A 26,558-nucleotide genomic window follows, 5' to 3' on the forward strand; every position below is an offset into this window, starting at 1 on the left:
GGTGTCCGTTCGGGGCTCGTGTTGGGGGCGAGCCTAGCGGATTTTGCAGCGGTGCAAAGGGGGCGCGAACGGGTGTGCCGCGATGGCGGTCGAGCGGAGGGCAGGGGGCTTTCGCCCATCTCCGCTGCCACCTCCGCGCATGGCCCCTTGTCAGCCGACGCTCAGCACCGGGTTGCCGTTGATGTAGTCGTCGAAATGCACCGTGGTCCCGTCCTTCCCGCCCAGGATCACCGCCATCTGCGCGGGCCCCGTCAGGCGTGGCACCGGCTTTTCCGGGTCCAGCATCGCCTGGACCGAGTAATGCCCGCCCGCCACCGTGGTAAAGGGGATCCCCTTCCAGATCGCGGTCGAGGTGTAATGCACATGCCCCGCGATCACCTGCCGGATGTCCTTGTGCCGGGACAGCACCTGGGCGAAGGCCATGCCGTTTTGCAGGATGATCTTGTCGACCCGCGTCATCAGCGGGTTCGCATGGTGATGGATGACCACGATCACCGGCTTGTCCGCGGCCTCGTCCAGCCGCGCGGCCAGCCATGTCAGCTGCGCCGGCTCCAGCCGCCCGGCGGGTTCGCCGGTGATCGCGCTGTCGAGGATGATGATCCGGTAGCCCTTCACGTCGATCGCCTTGTCGACATGGCCCGTCTCGGACAGGACTTTGTCGCCGAAGACCGACACGAAGGTGTCGCGATCGTCATGGTTGCCGATGGTCATCTCAACCGGCACCTTGGCGCGCACCACCTGGTGTTTCAGCCGCTCATAGGCCTCCTTCTCGCCCAGATCCACGAGGTCCCCGGCCAGCACGCACAGATCCGCATCCGAATGCATCCGGTTCAGCCAGTCGATGCCCTGCACCAGCCGGTCATGCGTATCGAGGCCATGAGAAAGGACACCTTCGGGACGAAGGTGAAGGTCGCTGAGAACGACGAGCTTGAGCATGCAGTCTCCCGGGAGTTCCGGCCGGGGAGTGACCCGGCCGAGGGTTCTGCAAGATCAATGCACGGGTTGCTTTGCGGTTCCGTTAACGCTGTCGGGCGCGCGTCGTCCCGGCGGGCGGTTGCCGGTGCGCCGGCAGTGGGCCGCCGAAACGGCCCCCGATGCGTCTTCACGCCGGATCGAACGTCCAGCGATACTTCGGCGGCGTCGGGCCCTTGTTCCGGCCGCCCTGCTGCTGCTGTTCCCAGGCATGCGCCAGGATCCCCACGGAACGCGACAGGCAGAAGAGCCCGCGCGCGAGCGGCGCGGGAAAGCCCAGTTCGGCGTAGATCACCGCCGTGGCGCCGTCGATGTTCATCGGGATCGGGCGGCCCTTGCGCTTGCTGATCTCGGCCTCGATCTGGCCCGCGATCCCGGCATAGCGTCCGTCGCAGACCCCGGCCTCGACCGCTTCGCCCACCAGCGCCATCAGCCGCGGCGCGCGCGGGTCGACCGGGGTGTGAAAGCGGTGGCCGAAGCCCGGCAGGATCTTGCCCCGCTGTTCGATCCAGGCATCCAGCGCCTCGGCCACGGTGCCGTAGTATTCGTCCACGTGAGCGAACATCTCGACCGCCTGTTCGCCCGCGCCGCCATGCACGTCGCCCAGCAGGTTCACCGCGCTGGCCATGGCATTGTTCAGCCCCAGCCCGCAGGTGACCGCCATCCGCGCGGTCGCGATCGAGGGCGCCTGCGGCCCGTGATCCACCGCCGCCACCAGCGCCGCCTCGAACAGCCGCGCCTGCGCCTCGGACGGCAGGTCGCCGCGCACCATCAGCCAGATCATCTGGGGGAAGGTGACGGTGCCGATCAGCTCCTGGATCGGGGTGCCGCGGATCTCGATCCGTCCCGGTTCCATCTCGATGATGGATGTGCGCCACCAGTCGGCAACATCGCTTGTCTCGCTCATATCACGCCCTCGTCTTTCAATGCGGCCAGTTCGGCAGGGCTCAGCCCCAGCTCGGTCCAGACCGATGCGTTGTCCGCGCCCAGCACGGGCGGCGGGCCATGCGGGGCAGGGCGGGCGCCGTCGACCATGACGGGCGAGCCCAGCACCTGCAGGCCGTCGCCCACGTCTCCGACCAGCCCACGTCCCGCGACCTGCTCGGTCTCCAGCACCTGCGGCACGCTCATCACCTGTCCCGTCGGCACGCCAAGCGCGTTCAGCTCGGCGGTCCAGTCGTCGGCCGGGCGCGTGGTCAGCACGGTCTCCAGCTCGGCGCGCAGGGCATGGCGATGCGCCTTGCGGTCCTCGCGCGTGGCATAATCGGGGTTCTCCAGCAGATCCGCGCGGCCCAGGTGCCGTGCAAGGCTTTCCCACTGGGTGTCGCGGTTGGCGGCGATGTTGATCGGCTGGTCGGCGGTGGCGAAGGTGCCGGACGGGGCCGAGGTCATGTTCTCGTTGCCGTTGGCCGAAGGCTGCACGCCGCCGGTCAGGTAGTTCGACACGACCCAGCCCATGGTCGAGATCACGGCCTCGGTCATCGACACGTCGATGAAGGCGCCGCGCGGGGACTTGTTCAGCTCGGCCGCGATCGAGAAGGCGGCGGTCATGCCGCCCACCGTGTCGGCCAGCGGGTAGCCGGCGCGTAGCGGCGCGCTGTCGGCGTCGCCGGTGATCGACATCACCCCGGAAATGCCCTGCACGATCTGGTCATAGGCCGGGTTGTCCTTCCACGGCCCGTCCTGGCCGAAGCCCGAGATCGCGCAATAGATGATTTCCGGGTTCTCGGCCTTCAGCGCGGCATATCCCAGCCCCAGCCGGTCCATCACCCCGGGGCGGAAGTTCTCGACCACCACGTGGGCGGTTTTCACCAGCCGCTTCAGCAGCGCCTTGCCCTCGGGCGCCTTCATGTCCAGCGTCACGGACCGCTTGCCGGCATTCTGCGCCAGGAACGAGATCCCCATGCCGGCGCGGTTGCGCTCCGGATCGGCGCCCAGCTGACGGGCCAGGTCACCCGAGCCGGGGCGCTCCACCTTGATCACCTCGGCGCCCATGAGCCCCAGCTGATAGCAGCAATAGGGCCCCGCCAGCACGTTGGTCAGATCCAGGATCCGGACCCCTGAAAGCGGGCCGGCAGATGTAGGGTGGGGTTTTACCCCACCGCCACCGGTGTCGGTCGTCTCAGTCGCCATCGGCAATCCCCTCCTGCCGGGCCCGGGCGCGGCGGGCGCGATAGCTTGGCACCACCACCAGAAGCACCGCGATCACCAGCAGGCCCAGGGTCATCGGCCGCTCCAGGATAAAGCTCACGCCGTCGTAAAGCTGCATGGACCGGGCAAAGTTGTCTTCCAGCATCCGGCCCAGAATGAAGCCGATCAGCAGCGGCGCCAGCGGGTAATCCGCGAAGCGCAGCACCGTGGCCGCGATGCCCATGCCGACAAGGAACAGCAGCTCGGTCGGGTTGTTCTGGCCGATGTAGCTTCCCATCAGCGTGAAGAACAGGATGAAGGGGATCAGGTAGTTGCGCGGGATCGCCAGCACCTTCGCGATGTAGGGGATCAGCGGCAGGTTCAGCACCAGAAGCACCAGGTTGCCGATATACATCGAGATGATGACCGCCCAGAAGATCTGCGGCTCGTCCACCATCAGCCGCGGCCCCGGCGTCACGTTCAGCGCGATCAGCGCGCCCAGCAGGATCGCCGTGGTGCCCGATCCGGGAATGCCCAGCGTCAGAAGCGGCACGAAGGACCCGGTGCAGGCCGCGTTGTTGGCGCTTTCCGGGGCGGCCAGGCCCTTGATCGAGCCGTGGCCGAACTCCTTCTGCTCGTCCTTGCTGGCCAGGTTGCGTTCCACCGCGTAGCCCAGGAAGGACGCGATGGTCGCGCCCGCCCCCGGCAGCACGCCGATGAAAAAGCCCTGGATCGACTGGCGCCCGATCACCGGCGCGATGCTGCGCGCCTCGGACCGGTCGATGCGCAGGCCCGAAATCTTGCCGCTCTCGCCCTGCGCCGACCGCGCCGGGTTCAGCACCAGGAAGATCGCCTCGGGCAGGGCGAACATCGCCATGGCCAGGGTGATGAAGTTGAAGCCGGTCTGCAGGTCCATGATGCCCATGGTGAAGCGCGGCATGTTGAACAGCGCGCCTTCGCCCACCGTGGCCATGATCAGGCCCAGCAGGGTCATCATCACGGCCTTGGCCACGTTGCCGGTCCCGGCGAATGCGGCGATGGCCGACAGGCCAACCACCATCAGCGCAAAATACTCGGCCGAATGGAACAGCAGCGCGACCGACGACAGCATCGGCGCGAAGATCATCAGCAGGACGGCCCCGATCGTGCCGCCGCAGAAGGACGAGATCGCGGCGATGGTCAGCGCCTTGCCGGCCATGCCCTTGCGCGCCATCGGATAGCCGTCGAACGAGGTGGCCACCGTGCCGGCGACCCCCGGCGCGTTCAGCAGGATCGACGAGGTCGACCCCCCGAAGATCGCGCCGTAATAGACGCCGGCCAGCAGGATCAGCGCGGCCGAGGGGTCGCCGATGGTGATGGCGACGGGGATCATGATGGCGATGATCGACATCGGGCCGAGGCCCGGCAGCATGCCGATGAAGGTGCCGATCAGGCACCCGGCAATGACCATCGCGATATTGGTGAACGAGAACGCGGCCGAGAGGCCGATGAGCAATCCTTCAAGCATCTCTATCTCCTCACAGGAACGCGGGCAGCGGGCTCAGGTAGATGCCCAGGACGCCCTCGACCAGGTACCAGACCAGGCCGGAGACCAGGGCGGCCACGGGCAGAAGGATGTGGAACTTGCGCTCTCCCAGGAAGAAGGCGCCAAGCGTGATGAAGCCGCCCGTCGCCAGCAGAAAGCCGGCGGGGCGCAGCAGCAGCGCATAGGCCACCATCAGACCCAGCAGCAGCAGCGCCTGGCCCAGGTGGTAATCGGTCAGACGGCGGTAATCGATATCCGCGGTCTTGGGTTCCTCGTCGGGCTTTTCCAGACCCAGCAGGATGACCAGCGAGGTGACTATGGCCAGCACGGCCAGCACCTTGGGAAAGGTCGAGGGCCAGATCGGGTTGCGCTGCATGAATGGCGGCAGCGACTGGTCCATGGTGAAAAAGGCCGCGTAGCCATAGGCCAGCGCGATGCCCAGTATGATCAGGGCGATCCAGCGATCGAGAGCCATTGTCTCCTCCGGGGGTCTTCGCGTTTCGTTGACGCAGATGTCCGTTTTCTGCGACGGACACCGATCGGAATTTCCGCAGTTTCCGGAACGGAGCGCGCGCGGAACACCTGTCCCGCGCGCGCCGTTCTGTGGGGGCTTACAGGAAGCCGAGCTTCTTCATCAGGTCGCCGATTTCCTGTTCCTGCTTTTCCAGGAAGGCTTTGAAATCGTCGCCCGAGTTGTGGATGTTGACCCAGCCGTTGCGCGCCCGGACCTCTTCCCACTCGGGGGTGTCGTACATCGCGGCCAGCGCCTCGCGGAAGGCTTCGACCTTGGCCTCGTCCAGGCCCGGCGCCGCGAAGAAGCCGCGCCAGTTGACGAAGGTGGTGTCGATGCCCTGTTCGGCCATGGTCGGCGCGTCGGGGTAGGTCGGCACGCGCTCGTCCGCGGTCACGCCGAGGATCTTGACCTCGCCGGCATCGGCCAGGGCGATGGCTTCGGAGAAGCCGGTCGACAGGGCCTGGATCTCGCCCGACAGCAGCGCCGCCATGGCCTTGCCGCCCGCGTCATAGGGGATGTACTTGACGTCCAGCGGGTCCTTTCCGGCCGCTTCCATCACCATCGCGGCGACCAGATGGTCCATGCCGCCGGGGACCGACCCGCCGCCGATCGCGGTGGCGTTGGGATCCTCGTCGAAGGCGGCCATCAGGTCGTCCATCGAGTTGATCGGGCTGTCGGCGGCCACCACCAGCGCGGCATAGTCGCCGATCGTGCCGGCCACCAGTGTCAGGTCGCGGAAGCTTTGCGGGAACACACCGGTCAGCGACCGGATGATGATCGGTGTGGAATTCACCATCATCACGTTGTCCAGGCTCGGCGCGTTCTCGATCATGTAGCCGATCGCCTTGCCGCCGCCGCCGCCGGACATGTTCTCGTAGGACGCGGTGCCCACGATCCCCGACTTGGTCAGCGCCTCGCCGGTGCCACGGGCCGTGCCGTCCCAGCCGCCGCCGGCGCCGCCGGGAACGATGAAATGGATGCTGTCCACGACCTGCTCTTGCGCCATGGCGGGTGCGCCGAACGACAGCGCGGCCGCGGCCGCTGCAAGCACGGTGCGACGGCCCAGGTTGAATTTCTGCATGTGTCTCCTCCAAGTTGACAGCGGCAGACTTCGCCGCTCAATGGAGGCAGAGATACCGACCAAGCTGACACAAACCTGACACCGGACCGGGCCATGCGATGCGCTTCCTGCTGATCGAAGACAACGACAACCTCGCCCGCGCGGCGGTGGACCGGCTGTCGCTCGACGGTCACGTGGTCGACCACGCCGGCGATCTGGCCGAGGCGCAGGACTTTGTCGCGACCACCGAATACGACTTGATTTTGCTGGATATAATGCTGCCCGACGGCGACGGTCGCAGCTTCCTGCGGTCCCACCGCGAAAGCCTGGCACAGACCCCCGTCATCGTCACCACGGCCCGCTCCGAGGTGTCGGACCGGGTCACGATCCTCGATCTCGGGGCGGACGATTACATCACCAAACCCTTCGATTTTTCCGAGCTCGAGGCCCGCTGCCGGGCCGTGCTGCGCCGCCGGGGCGGGGCCGCAAGCAATCTCAAGCAGCTCGGCGACGTCGAATTCGATTCGCTTTCGGGCACCCTTCGAATCGGTGACGAGGCGATTCGGCTCCGCAACCGCGAGCTGCGCCTGTTCGAGGTCTTCGCCTCGTCGCCGGACCAGATCTTTTCCAAGGCAAAGCTGCTGGACCGGCTGTTTTCCTATGACGAAGAGGCGTCCGAGAACGCGATCGAGGTCTATGTCGGCCGCCTGCGCCGCCATCTCGACGGCAGCCGGGCGCGGATTGTCACGGTGCGCGGCCTGGGATACCGGCTGACGGTGACATGAGCGCGCCTGCGCGGGGATCCATCCGGCGCCGGCTGATGCTGCAGCTGCTGGGCGGGGCGGCGGTGCTGGCGGTGGTGCTGTTCCTGATCGTGCAAAGCCTCGCGCGCAACCTGGCGCAGGAAAGCCAGGACAACATCCTCGCCGCCGCCGCCTCGGCCATGCTGGACACCGTGGCCATGCAGGAGGGCGAGCTGCAGGTGGATCTGCCCTATGCCGCCTTCTCCATGCTCTCCAGCCTTCAGGGCGAGCGCGTCTTCTACGCCATCCACGCGCCGTCGGGGCTGGTCACCGGCTATGACGACCTTGCCCCGCTGGCCGGCGCCGGCACCCGCTTCGCCACCGGCGTTCACCGGGGCGAGCCGATGCGCATGATCACCGCCACCCGGCGGCTGGCACTGGAGCAGGGGGCGCTGCCGGTCACCGTGACCCTGGCCCAGACCCGCGACGGGCAATCCCGCATCTTCGAACAGATCATCGCCATGGCCGCCACGCTGGGCACGGGCCTGTTCCTCTGTGTCGCCGTGCTGGCCGGGCTCGCGGCGCGCACCTCGATCGGGCCGATCCTGCGCCTGACGCAAAGCGTCGACCGCCGCGGCCCGCAGGACCTGCGCCCCGTCACCGCACCGGTCCCGGCCGAGATGGCGCCGCTGGTGGGCGCCATCAACACCTTCATGGACCGTCTCAAGGTCTCGCTTCAGCGGTCCGAGGAATTCATCGCCGAGGCCGCGCATCACGTCCGCACGCCGCTGGCCACCGTCCGCACCCAGGCCGAGATCACGCTCCGCCGCGTCGAGAAGGAGGAAAACCGCGCCTCGGTCCGCGAGATGATCCGCGCCATCGACGAAAGCTCGCGCGCGGCCGGGCAGCTGCTGGACCACGCCATGGTCACCTTCCGCACCGATCACCTGGAACCCGAAGAGATCGACCTGGGCCAGCTGGCCGAGGAAACGGTCGAGCGCCTGCGCCCCATGGCCGAGCTGCGCGACATCGACCTGGCCGTGGTTGCGCCCGTCCCCGCCCGGATCGAGGGCGACCGCATCCTCGTGCAAAGCGCGCTGCGCAACGTGCTGGACAACGCGATCAAGTACTCCCAGCCGGAAAGCGACGTGACCCTGACGCTGGACCACGACGGCGCCATGGCCCGGCTGCAGGTCCGCGACCGCGGCATCGGCTTCCCCGAGGGGGGCGCCGCGCCGCTCACCGGGCGGTTCGAACGGGGCACCAATGTCGAAGGCGTTGTCGGCTCGGGCCTGGGCCTGACCATCGCCGAGGAGGTCGTCCGCGCCCATGGCGGCCACCTGCTGGCCGGCAACAACGAAGAAGGACCCGGCGCATGCGTCACGCTCTGCTTCCCCGCCCTTTGATCCGCGCCCTGTTGCTGCTCCTGGCGGTGCTCGCCCTGCCGGCCCGCCCGTCCGCCGCCTTCGAAATCGAGGGCCACGCGATCTTTGGCGACCCCGACGCCGTCCGCATGCTGCGCGTGCTCTCCGTTGCCGATGTCGATGTCTTCGGCCCGGTGATCGAGGCGTTTCGCGCCGGGTACCCCGAGGTGTCGGTCGACTACACCGTCGCCAGTTCGGCCGAGATCATGACCGCCATTGCCGAGGAACGGGTGCCCTTCGACGTGGTGATCTCCTCGGCCATGGACCTGCAGACCAAGCTCGCCAACGACGGCTTCGCCCGGCCGCACCGCTCCACCGCGACCCTGGCGCTGCCCGACTGGGCGCGCTGGCGCGACGATCTCTTCGCCTTCACCCAGGAACCCGCCGCCATCGTGCTCTCGCGCGCGGCCTTCGCGGGCCGGCCTCTGCCCGAAACCCGGCAGGCGCTGATCTCGGCGATGCGCGACGCGCCCGAGCTGTTCCGGGACCGGGTCGGCACCTACGACCTGCGCAGCTCAGGCCTCGGTTATCTGTTCGCCACGCAGGACGCCCGCACATCCGAGGTCTACTGGCGCCTGACCGAGGTGATGGGCGCGCTGGGCACCCGGCTTTATTGCTGTTCGTCCGAGATGATCGACGACGTGGCCAGCGGCGATCTGGCGATCGCCTACAACGTGCTGGCCAGCTACGCGCTGTCGCGGGCCGACCTGACCAAGGTGGCGATCGTCCTGCCCGAGGATTTCTCGACCGTGATGCTGCGCACCGCGCTGGTGCCGCAGAACGCGCCGGATCCGGGGCTGGCGGGGCGGTTCGTGGATTTCCTGCTGACCTCGTCCTGGTCCTCGGCCGATGTGCCGCAATCGCCGCTGTCGGTCTCCAGCGCGGTTTTCCTGACCAACCGCGACCGGTTTCGCCGGATCCGGCTGGGGCCGGAACTGCTGGTCTATCTGGACGAGTTCAAGCGGCGACGGTTCCTGCAGGCCTGGGAAGACGCGATCCTGCAGGATTAGGGCAGGGGCCTTGGCGCTACGCCCGGCGGTTCGATCGCGCCAAGTCGCGGCAGCGCGTGCAGCTGTTAGCGCCACCTCTACCACCCATTTTTTGATCAAATTCCCCCGAAGACCGGGCCAGAACGCCGCAATCCGCCCTCTCACGGTTGTGTCATTGCCCCTACCGATTATGTTCACACCAGCGAAATGCCGCGCTTGCGAAGAAATGTTGCACTGCAGCGGGAACCAGATCCATCGCGCGCGCGTTGGCCCTGTGCCGGTTCGATCGACAGCTGATCGACGCCGCCAGGATTTCGCATTTCACCCGGCGGCTGACCCCGCCTGACAGAAACACGTACAGACCGAGGTTGGACCGATCAAAGACGGAACCCCCAATATCTCACATGCTCCCTATCGCAATCTCGCCGTGCTGGGCGCCGGCTCCTGGGGTACGGCCCTGGGTACCGTGCTTGCCCGCAACGGACACGCGACCAAGATCTGGGCCCGGCGCGACGCGCTCGTGCACCAGATCAACGACCGCCGGCAGAATGCCGATTACCTTCCCGACATCGACCTGCCGCAGGGCCTGACCGCCACCGGGGATCTGGGCGACGCGCTCATGGCCGCCGAGGCCGTGCTGCTGGTGACGCCATCGTCCTCGCTGCGCGACATGTGCCAGGCGATGAAGCCGCACCTGGCCCAGGGCGTGCCGATCGCGCTCTGCTGCAAGGGGATCGAGCGCGGCACCGGCCTGCTGCTCTCCGAAGTGGTAAGCGAGGAACTGCCGGGCCATCCGGTCGGCGCGATCTCGGGTCCGACCTTTGCCCGCGAAACCGCGCTGGATCACCCCACCGCCGCCACCGTCGCCTTTGAATGGCGCTACCAGGATCGCCTGGACCCGGCCGCCTCGCCGGCCGCGCGGATGGCCATGTCGCTCTCGGGCAGCGGGTTCCGCCCCTATATCTCCGACGACCTCATCGGGGTCGAGGTCGGCGGCGCCGTCAAGAACGTCATCGCCATCGCCTGCGGCATGCTCTCGGGCGCCGGCTTCGCGGAAAACACCCGCGCGGCGCTGATCACCCGCGGCACCGACGAAATGAAACTGCTGGCCGAGGCGCTCGGCGGGCGGCGCGAAACCGTCACGGGCCTCTCCGGCGCCGGCGACCTGACCCTGACCTGTTCCTCGACCACCTCGCGGAACATGTCGCTGGGCTTCCAGCTGGGGCAGGGGCTGACCCGCGCGCAATGTTTCGAGGGCCGCAATGTCGTGGTCGAGGGCGAGGTCAACGCCGTCTCGGTCACCGATCTCGCGCGCCGCATCGGGGTGTCGATGCCGATCTGCGAAACTGTCCATGCCGTGCTGCACGAAGGCGCCGACCTGGGCGCAAGCTTCAACGCGCTCTGGGCCCGCCCGATCGAATCCGAGCCGCGCGCGCTCGACCTGTCCTTCGCGCATCCCGAACAATCCGTCACGCTGCAATTCGGAAACTGAGCCGATGAATATTGTCCAATCCGCGCGGCCGAGCCTCTCGGATCGCCGTTTCACCCTTGCCACCGACCTCGATGGCACCTTCCTTGGCGGCACCGACGAGGCGCGCAAGGTTCTCTACGACTGGATCGAGGCGAACCGCTTTACCGTGGGCCTGATCTTTGTCACCGGGCGCGACCCGGAATTCATCATGGAAATGTGCCGCGAGCGGGGCCTGCCCTGGCCCGAATATGTCGTGGGCGACGTCGGCACCACCATCGCCCATGTCACCGACACCGGCGGCATCGAACCGATCCCCGCGCTTGAAGAGGACATCGCCGAGCGCTGGAACGACAGCGGCGCCGTGGTCCGCGACGTGCTAGAAGACCATCCCGGCCTGGCGCTTCAGCCCACCGGTTTCCGCTATCGCGTCAGCTATGACCTGTCCCCGGACAGCTTCGACGACACCGCCTGCCAGAAAATCGAGGCGCTGGGGCTCGACTGGCTGATCTCCGACAACCGCTATTTCGATGTCCTGCCCCGCGGCGTCTCCAAGGGGCCGTCGATCCGCCGCCTTGTCGCGCATCTCGACATCCCCGAGGATCGCGTGCTGGTCGCGGGCGACACGCTCAACGACCTGTCGATGCTGCAATGCGGCCTGCCTGCGGTGGCCGTCGGCAATTCCGAAGAGGCGCTTCTTGCCCAGGTGCGTCAGCTGGACCATGTCCACAAGGCCCGCGCCCACGGCGCCGCCGGCATCCTGGAAGCGATCGACGCCCATTCCCTTCACGACATCCCGAAAGGCAGCTGACATGAGTTCCTCAAACCTCGTCATCGTCTACCATCGCCAGCCCTACGAAGAGGTGATCGAGAACGGCAAGATCACCTACAAGGAAAACAAGTCGCCCAACGGCATCGTGCCGACGCTGAAATCCTTCTTCGGCCGCTTCGAAAGCGGCGCCTGGGTTGCCTGGAAAGAGGCCGAGGATCCCTCCAACCCCGATTTCGAACGGGTGGTGGAGATCGAGGACACATTCGGCAAATATTCCGTCTCGCGCCTGCCCCTGACGAAGGAGCAGGTCTCGTCCTTCTATCACGTGTCGTCCAAGGAGGCCTTCTGGCCGATCCTTCACGGCTTCAAGGAACGCTACAACTACGACCCCGTCGACTGGCCCACCTTCCGCGAGGTGAACTGGGCCTTCGCCGAGGCCGCCGCCGCCGAGGCCGCCGAGGGCGCCGTGGTCTGGATCCACGATTACAACCTGTGGCTCGTGCCCGGCTACCTGCGCCAGCTGCGCCCCGACGTGAAGATCTCGTTCTTCCACCACACGCCCTTCCCGGGGGCCGACATCTTCAACGTGCTGCCCTGGCGGCTGGAAATCCTGCAATCCCTGCTGGCCGCCGACGTGGTGGGCTTTCACATCCCGCGCTACGTGAACAACTTCGTCTCGGCCGCGCGCTCGCTGCTTGAGGTCGACGTGACCGAGCGGGTGAAGGTGAAGCCCGAGATGCTCTCGCAGGCCACCGCGCTCTCCGAGCAATCCGTGCCCACCGAGATCAGCTTCGAAGGCCGCAAGGTCGCGCTTCAGGCCTCGCCCGTGGGGGTCGATGTCGATTACATCGAACGCATCGCCGCCACGCCCGAAACCGAAAAACGCACCGCCGAGATCCGCGAAGGGCTGGGCGATGCCAAGCTCGCGCTGTCCGTCGGGCGCACCGATTACACCAAGGGCGGCATCGAACAGCTTGAGACCTTCGAGCGCATGCTCGACAACCGCCCCGACCTGCGCGGCAAGGTGCAGCTGATGCATGTCTCGGTGCCCGCGAACCGCAACATGACCGTCTACGAAGAGATCCAGGAAAACCTGGAGGCGACCACCGGCCGGATCAACGGCCGCTTCGGCTCGCTCGACTGGCAGCCGGTGACACTGGTGTCGCGCGCCGTGCCGTTCCAGGACCTGGTCGCCTATTACCGGGCCTGCGATGTCGCCTGGATCACCCCGCTGGCCGACGGCATGAACCTGGTGGCCAAGGAATTCTGCGCCGCCCGCACCGATGGCGACGGCGTGCTGGTGCTCTCGGAATTCGCCGGCGCGGCGGTCGAGATGGGCTCGGCCGTGCTGACCAACCCGTTCTCGCACCGCTCCATGGACAGCGCCATCGCCCAGGCGCTGGAGATGCAGGAAGACGACCGCCGCGGCCGCATGAAGGCCCTGCGCGAGATCGTCGCCAAGCACGACGTCCGCAACTGGGCCGAAGAGCAGATGTCGGCCATGAAGGGCGTCGACGTCTGGCACAGCGACCCCGAACCGGCCTGATCCGGTCCGGCCGAACCATGCCGGGGCGCCGCCGCCCCGGCACCCACTGCAGGCACGCTTTCTAGGGCATCCCGATCCGTCCCGGCGCCGCCCCTCGCGGCGCCGGAGGCACATGGGCTCCCGGGCACCGCGCCTGTTGCACCCCGCCCCGTGCCGGCCCTATCCTGCCGACCCAAGCAGGAGCCCCACATGCCCGACACCGTCCCCGGCCCCGACGGCCTCCCCCGCTGCGGCTGGTGCGCCGCCGCGCCGGATTTCTTCGCCTATCACGACAGCGAATGGGGCTATCCCGTCGGAGACGACATCCGCCTGTTCGAGAAATTCTGCCTCGAAGGCTTCCAGTCCGGCCTGTCCTGGCGCACCATCCTCGACAAGCGCGAGAATTTCCGCGCCGCCTTCGACGGGTTCGATTTCCGCAAGATCGCGCGATACGACGACAGCGATGTCGCCCGCCTGCTGTCGGATGCGGGCATCGTCCGCCACCGGGGCAAGATCACCGCGGTGATCAACAATGCGGCCCGCTGCTGCGAGCTGGTCGACGCCGAAGGCTCGCTCGGCGCCTATGTCTGGCGGTTCGAACCCGATCCCGCCACCCTGCCGGAGCCGCAGACGGTCACCACGTCTGCGGCCTCTATCGCCCTGTCGAAGGACCTGAAGAAACGCGGCTGGCGCTTTGTCGGGCCGACCACGGCCTATGCCTTCATGCAGGCCATGGGGCTGGTCAACGATCACGCCACGAGCTGCGCCATGCGCCCGAAGGCCGCCGCCGCCCGCGCCGCCTTCACCCCGCCGGCCTGAGCGGCCCGACCCCCGGGGGCTGCGCCCGGCAATCGCCTCTCAGTGGTTGCACCCGCCGCCGCGGCGCGACAGACTGCAGCCGACCACCATCAGGACAGCACGACAGCACCATGAAAGCCCTCACGATTTCCGGTCTCTGCGCCGGCCTCGCCCTTGCCGCGGCCTGCACCCAGCCCTCCGAGCCCCAGGGCGCGCTGCTTTATGCCGAGCTGTGCGTCGGCTGCCACGGCCTGTCGGGCACGGGCGACGGGCCGCTGACGGCGGATCTGCCCGTGCCTGTCGCCGACCTGACCACGATCTCGGCCCGCAACGGCGGCACCTTTCCGATGGCCGAGGTGATGTCGACCATCGACGGGTTCACCCGCGCCCAGCACGGCAACCTCGTCATGCCCGACTTCGGCGCCCTGCTCGAAGAGAGCCCGACCGTCCTTTACGACAGCGGCGACGGCATCTCCACGCCCACCCCGTCGGCGCTGATCGCGCTTGCCGAATATCTCGAAACGCTGCAGACGACGCCCTGAGGCGACGGTCCTGAGGCGACGGGCTGCGTAGGGTGGGTTTTCAACCCACCGCCCGCCCGGTCCCTTCCGCCGGAGCGGTGGGTTGAAAACCCACCCTACGCCCCTTGCGAAACAGTGTTCCGTCGTGTGAATTGACCACGCAAACGGGCAGGGGAGCGCCAGATGACCGATTTCACCTTCAACACCACACCGTCCATCCGCCAGCAGCGCGGCGGCGCCGCCCGCATGGGCGAGATCCTGGGCGCCATGCCCTTCGCAAGCCCCGGCGCCCCGGTCCTCTTCGTCACCGACACGGGGATCATGTCCCTCGGCCTCGCCGATGCGGCCCTGTCCTCGCTGGCCGAGGCCGGCTTCTCCGTCACCATCTTCGACGCGGTCGAACCCGATCCCAAGGCCACCACCGTGCTCGAGGCCTGCCGCATCGCCCGCGACACCGGCTGCGCCTGCGTGCTGGGCTTCGGCGGCGGCTCGTCGATGGACGTGGCCAAGGTCGTCTCGCTCGCCGCCGCCTCAGACCAGCCGCTGGACGAGATGTACGGCGTGGGCCTGGCCCGCGGCACGCGCCTGCCGCTGGTGCTGGTTCCCACCACGGCCGGCACCGGGTCCGAGGTCACGATGGTCTCGATCCTCACCACCGGCACGGCCGAGAAGAAGGGCGTCGTCTCGCCCCTGCTGCTGCCCGACATCGCGCTGCTCGACGCCGATCTGACGCTGGGCCTGCCGCCGGCGATCACCGCCGCCACCGGCGTCGACGCCATGGTCCACGCGATCGAGGCCTATACCTCCACGTCGGCCAACAACAATCCGATCAGCCGCATCCTCGCCTGTCAGGCGCTCGACCTGCTCAGCGCCAATATCCGCGAGGCCGTCACCAACGGCACCAATGCCGAGGCTCGCGCCAACATGCTTCTCGGCTCCATGCTCGCCGGCCAGGCCTTCGCCAATTCCCCGGTCGCCGCGGTCCACGCGCTGGCCTACCCGATCGGCTCGCTCTTCCACGTGCCCCACGGCCTGTCCAACGCCCTGGTCCTGGCCCAGGTCATGCGCTTCAACGCCCCCGCCTGCAGCGCGCAATACGCCGAGCTGGCCCCGCATATCTTCCCCGACATCGACACCGCCCGCGACAGCCAGGCGATCACCGCCGAGCTTATCGACCGCCTCGCCGCGCTGAACACCGAGCTTGGCCTTGACCCGGGTCTGCGCTCCGTCGGCATCTCCGAGGACGACATCGACAAGCTCGCCTCCGACGCGATGAACCAGACCCGGCTCCTGGTGAACAACCCGCGCGAGGTCAGCCTCGACGACGCCCGCCAGATCTATACCGCCGCGCTCTGAGCGACACGGGCGGCCCGCGGTTCGCAGGGCTGCCCGGCGCCTGCGCTCCGCCCGGCACGGGCGCGCGGGCGCCGCTCGTACGCAAGCCACCCGCAGGCGCGCGGGCCCTGTCTGCCCCAGTGTAGACCCCCGGTCCGTTCCGTGCACCTCGCCGCGCAAGCCTCCGCCCGAGACCGCCGCGCGAGGCCCCCGAAACCCTCTTAGTCGCGCCGGGCAAACATTGTACAAAACGGACAAACCGCCGTTTCACCCCTTTCGCGACCTGTACAAAACGGACACTCCCATGGCTGACCGTCCCCCCCGCGCCAACCGCGCCGATTACGCCAGTTTCACCCGGCTTCAGACCCGCTGGATGGACAACGACGTCTATGGCCACATGAACAACGTGGTGCATTACTCGCTCTTCGACACGGTGGTGAACGGCTGGCTGATCGAGCAGGGCCTCCTGGACCCCCGCGGCTCCCACAGCTACGGGCTCGTGGTGGAAACCGGCTGTCGCTACCATGCCGAGCTGGCCTTTCCCGGCTGGGTCGATGCCGGCATGCGGGTCGCGAAACTGGGAACATCTTCAGTGCGTTACGAGATCGGTCTGTTCGGCGAAGGCGAGGATCTTGCCGCCGCCGAGGGCTTCTTCATCCATGTCTATGTTGCCCGCGACAGCCACCGGCCCGTTCCCATCGACCCTGACCGCCGCGCCACCCTCGCCACGCTGATGATCGACCGCCGCCACTGACATCCGCCCGCCTGTCCACCGCCGGCTTTGGCCGCCGGCACACCGGCCCTCGGGCTTGATCCTTGCCCAAATACGCGCCGCCGTAATGCGTTCGCAAAAAGATATTGTCAATAAATTAATTATAATTCAATGGCTTAAGGTCCCCCTCCGGCCCATCCCGCAGCGGGCGGGGTCTCCGCCACAACCGGCATCCGTCCGCCGCGCCCCGGCACCCCGGACGCCCGCCTTGGTTGCGCGGTTCCTCCGGCGAAGGGGCCATGTGGCCGGCAGGGCGGGAGCAGTGGGCAACGCCACAAGAGACCATGCACGCGGGCTTCGAAATGTGATCCAATGTGCAAACCCCGTTGAGATTAGCGCCTTCAGGTTGCATGGTAATTATGCCGATCGCACTTGTTGCGAGAGCCAGCGGTCATACATATACAACTATAAGGATGCCTAATAATACGTTTTAGGGGGGACGTTATGTCCGATGGTCCCATTGTCGATCCGAAGGACATGTATGCCCTGCATGTGATGCCTGGGCACTTGATCCGACGGTTGAACCAGATCTCGATGGCGATCTTCAACGACCGGATCACCGAAATGGGGCTGGACCTGACCTCGGTCCAGTTCTGCGCGCTGATCATGCTGAGCGAACGGCCGGGCATAGACCAGGCGACGCTGGCGGGGCTGATCGCCTATGACCGGGCCACAATCGGTGGGGTGCTGGACCGGTTGGACGCCAAGGGATTGATATCGCGCCAGATTCACCCGCGCGACCGCCGCGCCCGCATGCTGAAACTCACCCCGGCCGGAGACGCGCTGCTGGCCGTTGTCCTGCCCGAGGTGCAGGCGCTGCAGCACGATATCCTCGCCGGGCTTCCGCCCGAGGACCGGTCAGAATTCCTGCGGCTTCTGCAGGTGCTGACAGACGCCGGAAACGAGCTGAGCCGCGCGCCGCTGGTCCTGCCCGAAAGCCGCTGAGCGGCGGGCCATAGGCCTGGTGGCTGGCGGCTGGTGGGTGGCGCGCGCAGCACGTCGCGCCTGCAGTCCCGGGGTCAGCCGCGATCGGGCCCCGGTCAGGCGCTGTCGCCAGATGGGGGTCTGCCTGATTATTGGGCGGTTCGCTCAGAACTCGACTTCAAGCTCGATCACCTCGTCGGGTTCTTCCCGCGCCGCGGCGCACCATTCCACCATCGGCGCCCAGTCGAAGATCGTGTCGCAATAGGCCTGCAACCCGGGCTCGAGCGGCACCGCGTAGGTGCGGAAACGGGTGCAGACCGGGGCATACATCGCATCCGCCATCGAGGGTTCACCGAACAGGAACGGGCCGCCGTGGGCTGCCAGGCATTCGGTCCAGATCTGCTTGACCCGGGCCACGTCGGGCCGCGCGCCCGAGAAGATCTTGAACGCCTCGTGCCGCGCCTTGATGTTCATCGGCAGGGCCGACCGAAGGTTGTAGAATCCCGAATGGATTTCCCCGGAAATCGAGCGGCAATGGGACCTTGCCTTGCTGTCCTTCGGCAGCAGGCCGGCGTCGGGCGCGATCTCGTTGAGGTATTCGGCGATGGCCAGCGTGTCCCAGACCTCGACATCGCGGTGGCTCAGGCGCGGCACCCGGACCGAGGGCGACAGAAGCAGCAGTTCCTGCCGGTTCTCCGGATCGTCGACATCGACGATTTTCTCGTCGAACGCGATCCCGGCCATCTTGCACAGCAGCCAGCCGCGCAGCGACCAGGAGGAGTAATTCTTCGAGGAGATCGTCAGTGTCGCACGGCCCATGTCCCGTCCCTCGCATCACATTCTGCGTTGCAGATAATCCTGTCGCAGTGCAGCATGAAACGGTCCGGGCCGTTTGCCAAGCGTGAAATCCGACCGCATTCGGCCCGCGAATGGCCCGCGCCGCGAAGGGAAGCCAGCATGCTTTATCAGATGTACCAGTTCCAGGACGACCTGATCGCACCGGCCCGCGCCTTTGCCCGGACCATGCGGCTGGACGGCTGGATGGGGCTGAACGCGTGGAACCCGGCTGTGCCCCGGACCGATGCGGTGCTGGAAATGCTGGCCCGGTTCCGGCTGACCCATCACAGCCCCGGCTTTCACATCCCCTCGGTCATGGTCGGCAACCGCGAGGTCGCGGTGCGCGAGGAGGTCACGCTGGATCTGCCGTTCGGCGAGCTGCGCCATTTCGCCAAGGACATCGACACGCCGCAGCCCCCCGTTCTGGTGGTGGCGCCGCTCTCGGGCCATTTCGCCACGCTGCTGCGCGGCACGGTCGAGGTGCTGCTGCGCGACCATGACGTCTATATCACCGACTGGAAGAACGCCCGCGACGTGCCGCTGTCGGACGGCCCCTTTGGGGTGGAGGATTACGTCGACTACCTGATCCGGTTCCTCGAAGAGATCGGTCCGGGCGGCAACCTGCTGGCGGTGTGCCAGCCCTGCGTGCAGGCGCTGATCGCCGTGGCGGTGATGTCGCAGCAGAAGAACCCGGCGACACCGCGGTCGATGACGCTGATGGCGGGGCCAATCGACGTGCGCGAAAGCCCGACGCTGGTGAACGAGCTGGCCTTCGACAAGCCCTACGAGTGGTTCGAGAACAACGTGATCGCCGAGGTGCCCTCGCGCTATCCCGGCGCCGGGCGCAAGGTCTACCCGGGTTTCGTGCAGCTGACCGCCTTCATGGCGATGAACATGGACCGGCACCGGGACCAGCATCAGAAACTGTATCGCCATCTCGCGCGCGGAGAGTTTTCCGAGGCGAAGAAGATCAAGGATTTCTACGACGAGTATTTCGCCGTGCTGGACCTGTCGGCCGAATTCTACCTGGAGACCATCGACCGGGTTTTCCAGCGCGCGGAACTGGCGCGGGGCACGTTCACCTATCGCGGTGAAAAGGTCGACCCGGGCGCGATCCGGAAGACCGCGCTTCTGACGGTGGAGGGCGGGCGCGATGACATCTGTTCGCTGGGCCAGACGGCGGCGGCGCATGATCTGTGCCGATCGCTGCGCCCGCATCTGAAGCGCCATCACCCGCAGGCCAACGTGGGCCATTACGGGGTCTTCAACGGCCGCCGGTGGGAGCGCGAGATCTACCCGGTGGTGCGCAACATGATCCTTGCCATGGAGTGAGCCTGCTCGCCGGGCCGCCTGCCGCGCCGCCCGGAAGGCTGGTCTGTTTCGCCGGATGTGCCCGCGCGGCCCGGTGCCGCCGCGTCCGGGCAGCCGGCCCGTCTCGCGATCCGTGTCCCGCGATGCCTGTCCCGCGACCCGTGCGCCCGGCTCTGGCGGGCCGGGGCCGGGCGGGCTATGGAGAGGCGGCCCGCGATCAGCAGGAGGCGCACATCATGGATCTTTTCGCCGCTGCCCCGGACGGCCGCCACCACCCGCTGGCCGATGTGCTGCGGCCCAGTTCGCTGGACGAGGTGATCGGGCAGGACAAGCTTGTCGCGCCCGGCTCGCTCTTGCGGCGGCGGATCGCGGCGGATGCGCTGGGAAGCCTGCTGCTGTACGGCCCGCCGGGGGTGGGCAAGACCTCGATCGCGCGGGCGGTGGGGAACATGCTGGGCAAGGAGTTCCACGCCCTGCACGCCGCCGGCATCCGGGTCCAGGACATCCGCCGCATCGCCGACGAGGCGCGGATCCGCCCGGTGCTGATGTTCGTGGACGAGGTGCACAGACTGTCGGCCACCCAGGCCGACGACCTGCTGAGCATCTGCGAGGATGGCACCACCGATTTCGTCGGCGCCACGACCGAGAACCCCTATCACGCGATCCCCAAGGCCTTGGTCTCGCGCTCGCAGGTGCTGAAGCTGGAGCCGCTGACGCTGAAGGACATGGAGGAGGTGCTGCGACGGGGCATCGCGCATCTGGCGCATGGCGGGATCGAGGTCGTGGTCTCGAACGAGAACGCGCGGGTCATCGCCGGACGCTCGGGCGGGGATGCGCGGCGCGTGCTGACGGCGCTGGAAAGCCTTGCGATCGGGCATGAGGGCGACGGCCCGGTGCAGGTGACCGAGGAGATGATAGACGAGGTCTTTGCCGCCGCCGCGGTGAATTTCGACCGCTCGGGCGACCAGCATTACGATGTGATCTCGGCCTTCGTGAAATCCATGCGCGGGTCCGACCCGGATGCCACGCTGCACTGGCTGGCGGTTCTGATCCATGCGGGCGAAGACCCGCGCTTTATCGCGCGGCGGATCATGATCCACGCCTCCGAGGATGTCGGGCTGGCCGACAACACCGCGTTGCAGACCGCCGTCGCCGCCGCCCAGGCGGTGGAACGGATCGGCTATCCGGAGGCGCAGATCATCCTGGCCCATGCGGCGCTGCACGTGGCGCGGGCGCCGAAATCGGGTTCGGTCGCGCGGGGGATCGGCGCGGCGCTGTCCTACGTGCGCAGCCAGCCGGCGCTGCAGGTTCCGCTGCATCTGCGCGATGCGCATTACACCGGGGCCAAGAGCCTGGGACACAAGGGCTACCGCTTTCCCCACGACGATCCGCGCGGCTGGGTGGAGCAGACCTATGCGCCTTCTGTCGAACCGGGCGATTTCTACCAGAGCGACGCGCGCCAGGCGGCGACCTTCGAGAAGCGCGCCGACGAGTTCTGGGCCCAGGTGTCGGGCCAAAAGCCGCCCCGCAGGTTCTGAGGCGGCGGGGCGGTCAGCCCCGTGTCTCTTCCGGTTCGCCCGCGTATCTCCGCCAGATCGCCCGTTCTCCGGCATGCAGCGGGATGGCTATGGGCGACACGCCCAGTTCGATCCCGAAGGAGATCAGGCCCGTCGCCGTGCGGATCACCCGGGCCTTGATGTCCCGGCCATGGACGAACAGCAGACGGTGTTCGGCCCCGTCCACCTCGGCGATGACATAGAACTTCCAGGCGCCGCGATAGGAATTGGTCTGGCGGAAGGGGGCGTCGATGCATTCGACCTCGACGATGCCGCCGGCGTCCAGCGCCTCGCGCAGGCCGGCCAGGGAAATCACGGGGGAAATCTCTCTCATCTCTGGGCAGGGCTCCGGGCGGTGGCTGCGACCCGTCCGGCCTACACCAGCCGCCCGGAAAACGGAAACATCGAAGCGCACGGAGCATATCTTTGCAAGGCTCCCGAAATGCGGCTGCGATCGGAGGCGGGCTTAGCCGAGGTCCCAGGCGATCAGCCCGGCCAGCGCGCCGGAAAAGCCCGCGTTGTAATCCGTCGCCACCTCGTTCTGGACGTAATCCCACCTCTCGTCGGTGTAATGGCCATTGGCATCCGGCCCGCCCACCAGCGCGCCGGTCAGCTGGTGCAGGTTGTCGGCGCTGTCATGCAGGTCCGTCGTCCCCGAGGCCGCGCGGTGATGGGGGTTGAGCGGAAAGCTGTCGCCGAAGCCCACGACATAGCTTTGCCCGTCGGGGTTGTCGCCCAGCATGTAATCGATCTGGTCCGCCGCAAAGTCGCGCAACCGGGCCGCATAAGCCGCATCGCCCGTGGCTTCGGCCAGCTCTGCCCGCTCGACCGCGAGGAAGGCCATGTTGGCCGCATAGCGGTTCGAGCCCCATTGATCGAGCCAGGCGAGACCGGCGTTGGTGTCGGTCCCCGGGGTGCGGTGCAGATCCATCATCCGGTCCAGATGCGCGTCAATGTCGCCCAGATACCGCGCCTCGCCGGTGGCCTCGGCCAGCAGCATCGCCACGCCGTTGGACTTGTCGTCCCATCCCAGCGCCCAGCCCGCGTTGCCGCCGGGGTAATGGGCTTCGGCCTTGTCGAGATAGGCGGCGTCGCCGGTCGCCTCGAACATCCAGGCGGCCGCCCAGGAGAGTTCGTCCTGGTAGCCGCTGTGGCTGTCGTAGAAGCTGCGGACCTCGGGGATCGCGTCGGCATAGCTGCCCCGGTAGGCCTCGGAGAAGGCAAAAAGCCGGGTCGCGGTGTCCAGCAGCGTGTCGGCATAGGCGGTGTCGCCGGCCTGACGGAACGCGATTGAGGCCGAGGCCAGCGCGGCGGCGGTTTCGGCCGTGACCTCGGTGCCGGGCCGGTCGGCAGTGACGGAATAGGTCGGCCGGTCCATGGTCATGTCCTCGGGGGCGCCCCAGACCCGGTGATCCAGGTGGCCGTCGCCGACCTGGGCGTGAAAGACATCGTCGGCCAGCGTCGCGGTGCCGTTGTCGTCATAGGCGCGCAGGAAGTAGTCCGTGACCCATTCAAGATGCGCGAGGATGTCCTCGGTGGCACCGGCGGCGGCGTAGCCCTCTGCATGGTCCGCGGCGCCCCAGGCCAGCATCGTGGCCGAGAAGGCCATCGGCAGGCCGAACTTCACGTGATCGCCCGCGTCGTACCAGCCGCCGGTCAGATCCGCGCCGACATCCGCGCCGTCGGACAGGGCGCTGTCGCTACGCCAGTCCAGCGGGAAATCCTCCGGCAGGGCGCCGGAATATTGGGCATAGTAGAACTGCATCGACATGGACAGAGCCGCGCCGTAGTCGGCGGCATCGAAAGGCCCGCCGGTCGGGGCAGAGGGATCTTCGCCGCCGCCACCCATCCCGGGATCGCCCGGGCCCGGATCGACGATATCGCTCTCGCCATTGGCCGTGACGATCATCGCAGGGGGGGCAGGGGGCACCGTGCCATCGGCGGTGAAGCCGAAGCTCTGCGTTTCGCCGGGGGCGAGGTTCAGGGTCCAGCCATCGGCCCGCAGCCGCACGTCGCCGTCGGCTTCGGTGTCATGGGTCGCGCCCCAGGCGTGGCGGATGGCAAAGCCCGCATCCTCGATCAGGATCGACCAGTCGGCGATGGCGGCACCCGTGTCGTTGGTCACCGTTATCTCGGCGTTGAATCCGCTGCCCCAGTCCGAGGTGATGCGGAAGGCGACCGCGGGCGCGGCCCCGTCATCCTCCTCCGGCCCGGGATCCGCCGGCCCGGGATCCGCCGGCCCGGGATCCGCTGGCCCGGGATCCGCTGGCCCGGGATTCGCCGGGCCCGGCGCGTCCGGATCGGACCCGTCCGCCGGATCGACCGGCGCGCCGATCACGTGGTCCTGCCCGTCGATCACGGCGGTATAGGTCAGGCTCTCGCCGCTCGGCGCCGGGCCGGCCCCGTTGAAGCCCAGCGACACGCTCTGCCCGGGGGCCAGGTTCTGTGTCCAGCTGACGCCGGTGATCAGGATGTCGCCATTCGCCAGCACCCGGGCCTCGCCGCCCCAGATATTGGTGATCTCGAAGCCTGGGTCGGGGATCAGGATCGCGAAATCCTCCATCACGCTGTCGGTGTCGTTCACGATGTCGATGTAGGCGGTGAAGCCGGTGGTCCAGCTGTTGCCCAGCCGCCAGGTGAAGCCGGGCAGGGGCTGGACGGCGGATGCCAGAAGGGCAGGGCGGATGTCGGTCGAAAGCTGATCCATATCGTCACCTCACGGGATGGGCGCGCGGAAGCGGGCAGCGGCCGCCGGGGCGCATGAATGACGGAAACGTTACGTGCGGTATTTATTCTGTTCAATAAATATCTTTTGAACATTGTAATTATCCGCCGATCACAGATCACGCGGCGCCAGGACCGGCGGCGCCCCGCCCGATCGGTGATGTCTTCGAAGAGGTAAGCGCATGGTACAGACGATCAAAGCGGGTAATGTGGGCCCGGCCGCCTTCAGGGCCGCCCGCAAAGGAAAGGACATCAGCGTGGCGCTGAACTGGGACGTGCCGCCCTTCTGGGCCGCGAACATCGCCAAGGTTCTCGACGACCGGACCGGCCGGGCGGCCGAGGTGCTCGCCCGGCTGGACCTGCCTGCGGATCTGGGGCTTGGCCCCGCCGATGGTCCGCCGGGCCGGATCGCCATCGGGGCCGAGCTGGCGCTTTTGGAGGCGGCGGTCGGAACGCTGGGGGACGAGATCGCCGCGGCCGAGATCGGGCTGGCCTTCGATCCGCGCCGGACGTCGCTGCTGTCCTACCTGCTGCTGAACGCCCGCAACTTGGAGGAGGGGCTGACACTGGCCCAGCGGTTCGTCCGGGTGGAGCGGCGGCGGGCGATCTTTACCAGCCGATGCGAGGGCGACGACGTGCTGCTGATCGTCGATGCCTCGGCAACCGGGGTGCGGGACAACCCGCTTTACATAGAACACGCCCTGGGCGTTGTGCTGTCGGTGCTGCGCTGCGCGATCGGGCGGAATGTGCGGCCGTTGCGGGTGACCCTGCCGCACCGGCGCCCGCCGGAGTTCGCCATGCGGCTCTCGGCCTGTTTCGGCGCCCCGGTCGAGACGGGTGGGGCCGAGCCGGCGCTGGTCTTCGACCGCGCGCTCCTGACTTTGCCGCTGGTCGATCCCGATACCTTCCTGCTGCCGCACCTGACGGCCCATGCCGAGACCTTGCTGGACCGGATGGCCGAGCACCCGGGCGAGATCGGGCAACGGGTCCGGGGTGAGATCGCCGCGCGCCTGCCGCGCGGGGCGCCGACGAAAGACCAGGTGGCGGCCAGCCTCGGGATGAGCCCGCGCACCCTGTCGCGCCGGCTGTCGGACGAGGGCAGCAGTTTCGAGGCGCTGCTGCTGGGACTCCGGCGCGAACTGGCCGAGCGTTACCTGCGCGACCGGCGGCTTGGCCTGGCACAGGTGGCGAATCTGCTCGGTTACGCGGACCAGGCCGGGTTCACCTCGGCCTACAAGCGGTGGACAGGCCGGACGCCCGGCGCGGCGCGTCCAAGATAGTGCGGCCCCCACGGCTGACAGGCGGGGCACAAGCTTTGACCCGCATTCGCAAACCCTCGCGGCTGCGGCACGGCCGGCGGCGCGCTACACCGGGACAGCCACCCCAGCCCGGGACCCTGCGCCATGACCGATCCTGTCCGCAAACACGCCTTTCCCGAAGCGCTTCTTGTCGAACACGCGGCCTCGGGCGAACGACTGTTGAGGGGGATCCGCTATCGCTGGAACACGGGCGAGGCGCAGATCTCGTGGTGCGACGCGGCGCCAGCGGATCCGCGCGCGCTGGAGGAGGAACCGGTCAGGGCGATTGCCGCGGCCCGGCGCAACAGGCCAGCCTGACGGTCGCGTCCCTGCCGATTGGTGACCGCTGGCCGGCCGCCTTAGCCACCCCGAAGACCCCGCTACAGCGACATCCGCCGGGCCTGCGCACCACCGCGACGCGTGCGGGGTGGCAGTGCGATGGGCAGCGGCGCAGGGGACATCGCCACCGAGCTGACCAACAGGTGGCAGAACACCGCGACCGCCGGAGAGCTGGCAATGAACGGGCGCGCCATCTCGTAGGCGCGCACCGCCTCGTGGATATAGCCGGCATCCCCGGGCAGCCCGCCCATCCACTGCATGAAGCCCAGCTCTCCCATTTCCCGGGCAAGCTCGTCCGGCACGTGGCCTATGTCGAGCTGAAAGATCGTCTGTTCCGTGTGCATGGCGCCCTCCGCGCATGAGAGCACGGCACTGCGGAAACTGGCGATGTCATCGGGCCTGTCTGGTCCATCTCTGTCGCTCCGTCCCAGGGCACCCCGCCCAGGTTAAGGTGACTGCGGCGTGTCTTCACGCCGGAGATGGCAGGTCTCCTGACTTGCGGGTCGCTACTCTCCCGAACCTTCCCGGGCCGTCCGTCTTGCCGGAGGGGCCCAGTGGTCCTGTCGGGGTCGCTCGCCGCTTACAGTTGCGGGGGCAGTCACGGAATTGGCGCCGGGTGGGGCCGCACCGTGTTCCCTTTTCATCTCTCCAGCACCTGGCCTTCGAGAACCATCCATGCCGGTAGACCGCAATCGGCGATGCTGGTCAATCCATGCGGGCCCGGGAGCGGTGGCCGCATGACGGGGGAGGGGGGGCCGCGCCTCGGTAAGGTAGGGATGCCGGGATCTCGGGGAGGAAGCAGGACTTCGATCCGACCTGCGCCATGGACTGCGCAGGTGCCGGCCGGGCGGCCGGGTGACTCGGGCAGACACGGCCCTCTGCTGACCCTTCAACGCGGTCTTCCAGGCCTGATCCCATGATTTTTTCGGGAGCAAATCCTTTGTTGTCAGTGTTTTACCTTGTCATACGAAGAAAAAGTGACATTGACTGAAAAAAGCGCTTGCGGGTTTTGGGCAGTATC

The 26,558-nt window shown here is 67.6% G+C and carries 25 protein-coding genes and 1 riboswitch; of the genes, 15 read left to right on the forward strand and 10 right to left on the reverse strand.

Annotated elements, in window-relative coordinates:
- Positions 1-150 precede the first annotated feature (150 nt).
- From ATO3_RS17335 to ATO3_RS17360, 6 genes are all read right to left on the reverse strand, one after another.
- The gene (locus ATO3_RS17335; protein WP_088651146.1) at positions 151-936 is read right to left on the reverse strand and encodes a metallophosphoesterase; all 786 of its coding nucleotides are present in this window, start codon (positions 934-936) and stop codon (positions 151-153) included.
- Between the two features lie 166 nt (positions 937-1,102).
- Positions 1,103-1,879, reverse strand: a complete 777-nt coding sequence (locus ATO3_RS17340) for a citryl-CoA lyase (protein WP_088651147.1) — start codon at positions 1,877-1,879, stop codon at positions 1,103-1,105.
- Positions 1,876-3,105, reverse strand: coding sequence for a CaiB/BaiF CoA transferase family protein (locus ATO3_RS17345; protein ID WP_088651148.1), 1,230 nt, complete (start codon positions 3,103-3,105; stop codon positions 1,876-1,878). Before ATO3_RS17345 ends, ATO3_RS17340 begins: the two co-directional genes overlap by 4 nt.
- Positions 3,095-4,609 (reverse strand): tripartite tricarboxylate transporter permease, encoded by a 1,515-nt coding sequence (locus tag ATO3_RS17350; protein ID WP_088651149.1) that lies wholly within the window; start codon positions 4,607-4,609, stop codon positions 3,095-3,097. Before ATO3_RS17350 ends, ATO3_RS17345 begins: the two co-directional genes overlap by 11 nt.
- A 10-nt stretch (positions 4,610-4,619) precedes the next feature.
- A complete protein-coding gene (locus ATO3_RS17355; protein WP_088651150.1) occupies positions 4,620-5,102 on the reverse strand; it encodes a tripartite tricarboxylate transporter TctB family protein in 483 nt (160 codons plus the stop codon).
- A 136-nt stretch (positions 5,103-5,238) separates the two neighbouring features.
- The gene (locus ATO3_RS17360) at positions 5,239-6,222 is read right to left on the reverse strand and encodes a Bug family tripartite tricarboxylate transporter substrate binding protein (protein WP_088651151.1); all 984 of its coding nucleotides are present in this window, start codon (positions 6,220-6,222) and stop codon (positions 5,239-5,241) included.
- A 98-nt stretch (positions 6,223-6,320) separates the two neighbouring features.
- Between ATO3_RS17360 and ATO3_RS17365 the strand changes: the two genes are divergently transcribed.
- The 11 genes from ATO3_RS17365 (at position 6,321) to ATO3_RS17415 (ending at position 17,493) form a co-directional block, all read left to right on the forward strand.
- The gene (locus tag ATO3_RS17365) at positions 6,321-6,986 is read left to right on the forward strand and encodes a response regulator transcription factor (protein ID WP_088651152.1); all 666 of its coding nucleotides are present in this window, start codon (positions 6,321-6,323) and stop codon (positions 6,984-6,986) included.
- A complete protein-coding gene (locus tag ATO3_RS17370) occupies positions 6,983-8,350 on the forward strand; it encodes a sensor histidine kinase (protein WP_088651153.1) in 1,368 nt (455 codons plus the stop codon). Before ATO3_RS17365 ends, ATO3_RS17370 begins: the two co-directional genes overlap by 4 nt.
- Complete coding sequence (locus tag ATO3_RS17375; RefSeq protein ID WP_198963294.1) at positions 8,320-9,378, forward strand: ABC transporter substrate-binding protein; 1,059 nt, start codon at positions 8,320-8,322, stop codon at positions 9,376-9,378. The genes ATO3_RS17370 and ATO3_RS17375 overlap by 31 nt, the downstream gene beginning before the upstream one ends.
- Before the next feature lie 406 nt (positions 9,379-9,784).
- A complete protein-coding gene (locus tag ATO3_RS17380; RefSeq protein ID WP_088651154.1) occupies positions 9,785-10,849 on the forward strand; it encodes an NAD(P)H-dependent glycerol-3-phosphate dehydrogenase in 1,065 nt (354 codons plus the stop codon).
- A 4-nt stretch (positions 10,850-10,853) separates the two neighbouring features.
- Complete coding sequence (locus ATO3_RS17385) at positions 10,854-11,636, forward strand: HAD family hydrolase (protein ID WP_088651155.1); 783 nt, start codon at positions 10,854-10,856, stop codon at positions 11,634-11,636.
- Position 11,637: 1 nt separating this feature from the next.
- Positions 11,638-13,143 (forward strand): glucosylglycerol-phosphate synthase, encoded by a 1,506-nt coding sequence (gene ggpS, locus ATO3_RS17390; protein WP_088651156.1) that lies wholly within the window; start codon positions 11,638-11,640, stop codon positions 13,141-13,143.
- Positions 13,144-13,332: 189 nt separating this feature from the next.
- On the forward strand, positions 13,333-13,941 hold the full coding sequence (locus ATO3_RS17395; RefSeq protein ID WP_088651157.1) for a DNA-3-methyladenine glycosylase I: 609 nt from the start codon (positions 13,333-13,335) through the stop codon (positions 13,939-13,941).
- Between the two features lie 110 nt (positions 13,942-14,051).
- On the forward strand, positions 14,052-14,462 hold the full coding sequence (locus tag ATO3_RS17400) for a c-type cytochrome (RefSeq protein ID WP_088651158.1): 411 nt from the start codon (positions 14,052-14,054) through the stop codon (positions 14,460-14,462).
- Between the two features lie 162 nt (positions 14,463-14,624).
- Entirely contained in the window at positions 14,625-15,797 is a 1,173-nt protein-coding gene (locus tag ATO3_RS17405; protein ID WP_088651159.1) for an iron-containing alcohol dehydrogenase, read from the forward strand.
- Between the two features lie 283 nt (positions 15,798-16,080).
- A complete protein-coding gene (locus ATO3_RS17410) occupies positions 16,081-16,530 on the forward strand; it encodes an acyl-CoA thioesterase (RefSeq protein ID WP_088651160.1) in 450 nt (149 codons plus the stop codon).
- Positions 16,531-16,992: 462 nt separating this feature from the next.
- Complete coding sequence (locus ATO3_RS17415; RefSeq protein WP_233152197.1) at positions 16,993-17,493, forward strand: MarR family winged helix-turn-helix transcriptional regulator; 501 nt, start codon at positions 16,993-16,995, stop codon at positions 17,491-17,493.
- 144 nt (positions 17,494-17,637) lie between these two features.
- Here ATO3_RS17415 and ATO3_RS17420 read toward each other — a convergent pair whose 3' ends face one another.
- Positions 17,638-18,291: a glutathione S-transferase family protein gene (locus tag ATO3_RS17420; protein ID WP_088651161.1), complete on the reverse strand. Its 654-nt coding sequence runs from the start codon at positions 18,289-18,291 to the stop codon at positions 17,638-17,640.
- Positions 18,292-18,429: 138 nt separating this feature from the next.
- Between ATO3_RS17420 and ATO3_RS17425 the strand changes: the two genes are divergently transcribed.
- Together ATO3_RS17425 and ATO3_RS17430 are read left to right on the forward strand one after the other, a co-directional pair.
- Positions 18,430-19,641 carry a polyhydroxyalkanoate depolymerase gene (locus tag ATO3_RS17425; protein ID WP_088651162.1) on the forward strand — a complete coding sequence of 404 codons (1,212 nt, stop codon included), beginning with the start codon at positions 18,430-18,432 and terminating at the stop codon, positions 19,639-19,641.
- 215 nt (positions 19,642-19,856) lie between these two features.
- Positions 19,857-21,158 (forward strand): replication-associated recombination protein A, encoded by a 1,302-nt coding sequence (locus ATO3_RS17430; RefSeq protein WP_088651163.1) that lies wholly within the window; start codon positions 19,857-19,859, stop codon positions 21,156-21,158.
- Positions 21,159-21,171: 13 nt separating this feature from the next.
- Here the strand turns inward: ATO3_RS17430 and ATO3_RS17435 are convergent, their stop codons facing one another.
- Both ATO3_RS17435 and ATO3_RS17440 read right to left on the reverse strand, forming a co-directional pair.
- Positions 21,172-21,510: a hypothetical protein gene (locus ATO3_RS17435; RefSeq protein WP_143747299.1), complete on the reverse strand. Its 339-nt coding sequence runs from the start codon at positions 21,508-21,510 to the stop codon at positions 21,172-21,174.
- A gap of 132 nt (positions 21,511-21,642) precedes the next feature.
- Positions 21,643-23,883 (reverse strand): glycoside hydrolase family 9 protein, encoded by a 2,241-nt coding sequence (locus ATO3_RS17440; RefSeq protein ID WP_088651165.1) that lies wholly within the window; start codon positions 23,881-23,883, stop codon positions 21,643-21,645.
- A 199-nt stretch (positions 23,884-24,082) separates the two neighbouring features.
- Between ATO3_RS17440 and ATO3_RS17445 the strand changes: the two genes are divergently transcribed.
- Both ATO3_RS17445 and ATO3_RS17450 read left to right on the forward strand, forming a co-directional pair.
- Positions 24,083-25,180: an AraC family transcriptional regulator gene (locus tag ATO3_RS17445; protein WP_088651166.1), complete on the forward strand. Its 1,098-nt coding sequence runs from the start codon at positions 24,083-24,085 to the stop codon at positions 25,178-25,180.
- A gap of 123 nt (positions 25,181-25,303) precedes the next feature.
- Positions 25,304-25,516, forward strand: coding sequence for a hypothetical protein (locus ATO3_RS17450; protein WP_088651167.1), 213 nt, complete (start codon positions 25,304-25,306; stop codon positions 25,514-25,516).
- Positions 25,517-25,578: 62 nt separating this feature from the next.
- Here the strand turns inward: ATO3_RS17450 and ATO3_RS17455 are convergent, their stop codons facing one another.
- On the reverse strand, positions 25,579-25,881 hold the full coding sequence (locus ATO3_RS17455; RefSeq protein ID WP_088651168.1) for a hypothetical protein: 303 nt from the start codon (positions 25,879-25,881) through the stop codon (positions 25,579-25,581).
- Between the two features lie 120 nt (positions 25,882-26,001).
- Positions 26,002-26,226: riboswitch (cobalamin riboswitch) on the reverse strand.
- Positions 26,227-26,558: the final 332 nt, after the last annotated feature.

This window comes from Marinibacterium profundimaris, assembly GCF_002210095.1.
GTDB classification, from domain to species: domain Bacteria; phylum Pseudomonadota; class Alphaproteobacteria; order Rhodobacterales; family Rhodobacteraceae; genus Marinibacterium; species Marinibacterium profundimaris.

What these genes read in the sequence shown, in the direction of transcription:
- ATO3_RS17335 (WP_088651146.1), bottom strand. Translation starts at nt 936, where the DNA reads ATGCTCAAGCTCGTCGTTCTCAGCGACCTTCACCTTCGTCCCGAAGGT.
- ATO3_RS17340 (WP_088651147.1), bottom strand. Translation starts at nt 1,879, where the DNA reads ATGAGCGAGACAAGCGATGTTGCCGACTGGTGGCGCACATCCATCATC.
- ATO3_RS17345 (WP_088651148.1), bottom strand. Translation starts at nt 3,105, where the DNA reads ATGGCGACTGAGACGACCGACACCGGTGGCGGTGGGGTAAAACCCCAC.
- ATO3_RS17350 (WP_088651149.1), bottom strand. Translation starts at nt 4,609, where the DNA reads ATGCTTGAAGGATTGCTCATCGGCCTCTCGGCCGCGTTCTCGTTCACC.
- ATO3_RS17355 (WP_088651150.1), bottom strand. Translation starts at nt 5,102, where the DNA reads ATGGCTCTCGATCGCTGGATCGCCCTGATCATACTGGGCATCGCGCTG.
- ATO3_RS17360 (WP_088651151.1), bottom strand. Translation starts at nt 6,222, where the DNA reads ATGCAGAAATTCAACCTGGGCCGTCGCACCGTGCTTGCAGCGGCCGCG.
- ATO3_RS17365 (WP_088651152.1), top strand. Translation starts at nt 6,321, where the DNA reads ATGCGCTTCCTGCTGATCGAAGACAACGACAACCTCGCCCGCGCGGCG.
- ATO3_RS17370 (WP_088651153.1), top strand. Translation starts at nt 6,983, where the DNA reads ATGAGCGCGCCTGCGCGGGGATCCATCCGGCGCCGGCTGATGCTGCAG.
- ATO3_RS17375 (WP_198963294.1), top strand. Translation starts at nt 8,320, where the DNA reads ATGCGTCACGCTCTGCTTCCCCGCCCTTTGATCCGCGCCCTGTTGCTG.
- ATO3_RS17385 (WP_088651155.1), top strand. Translation starts at nt 10,854, where the DNA reads ATGAATATTGTCCAATCCGCGCGGCCGAGCCTCTCGGATCGCCGTTTC.
- ggpS (WP_088651156.1), top strand. Translation starts at nt 11,638, where the DNA reads ATGAGTTCCTCAAACCTCGTCATCGTCTACCATCGCCAGCCCTACGAA.
- ATO3_RS17395 (WP_088651157.1), top strand. Translation starts at nt 13,333, where the DNA reads ATGCCCGACACCGTCCCCGGCCCCGACGGCCTCCCCCGCTGCGGCTGG.
- ATO3_RS17400 (WP_088651158.1), top strand. Translation starts at nt 14,052, where the DNA reads ATGAAAGCCCTCACGATTTCCGGTCTCTGCGCCGGCCTCGCCCTTGCC.
- ATO3_RS17405 (WP_088651159.1), top strand. Translation starts at nt 14,625, where the DNA reads ATGACCGATTTCACCTTCAACACCACACCGTCCATCCGCCAGCAGCGC.
- ATO3_RS17410 (WP_088651160.1), top strand. Translation starts at nt 16,081, where the DNA reads ATGGCTGACCGTCCCCCCCGCGCCAACCGCGCCGATTACGCCAGTTTC.
- ATO3_RS17415 (WP_233152197.1), top strand. Translation starts at nt 16,993, where the DNA reads ATGTCCGATGGTCCCATTGTCGATCCGAAGGACATGTATGCCCTGCAT.
- ATO3_RS17420 (WP_088651161.1), bottom strand. Translation starts at nt 18,291, where the DNA reads ATGGGCCGTGCGACACTGACGATCTCCTCGAAGAATTACTCCTCCTGG.
- ATO3_RS17425 (WP_088651162.1), top strand. Translation starts at nt 18,430, where the DNA reads ATGCTTTATCAGATGTACCAGTTCCAGGACGACCTGATCGCACCGGCC.
- ATO3_RS17430 (WP_088651163.1), top strand. Translation starts at nt 19,857, where the DNA reads ATGGATCTTTTCGCCGCTGCCCCGGACGGCCGCCACCACCCGCTGGCC.
- ATO3_RS17435 (WP_143747299.1), bottom strand. Translation starts at nt 21,510, where the DNA reads ATGAGAGAGATTTCCCCCGTGATTTCCCTGGCCGGCCTGCGCGAGGCG.
- ATO3_RS17440 (WP_088651165.1), bottom strand. Translation starts at nt 23,883, where the DNA reads ATGGATCAGCTTTCGACCGACATCCGCCCTGCCCTTCTGGCATCCGCC.
- ATO3_RS17445 (WP_088651166.1), top strand. Translation starts at nt 24,083, where the DNA reads ATGGTACAGACGATCAAAGCGGGTAATGTGGGCCCGGCCGCCTTCAGG.
- ATO3_RS17450 (WP_088651167.1), top strand. Translation starts at nt 25,304, where the DNA reads ATGACCGATCCTGTCCGCAAACACGCCTTTCCCGAAGCGCTTCTTGTC.
- ATO3_RS17455 (WP_088651168.1), bottom strand. Translation starts at nt 25,881, where the DNA reads ATGCACACGGAACAGACGATCTTTCAGCTCGACATAGGCCACGTGCCG.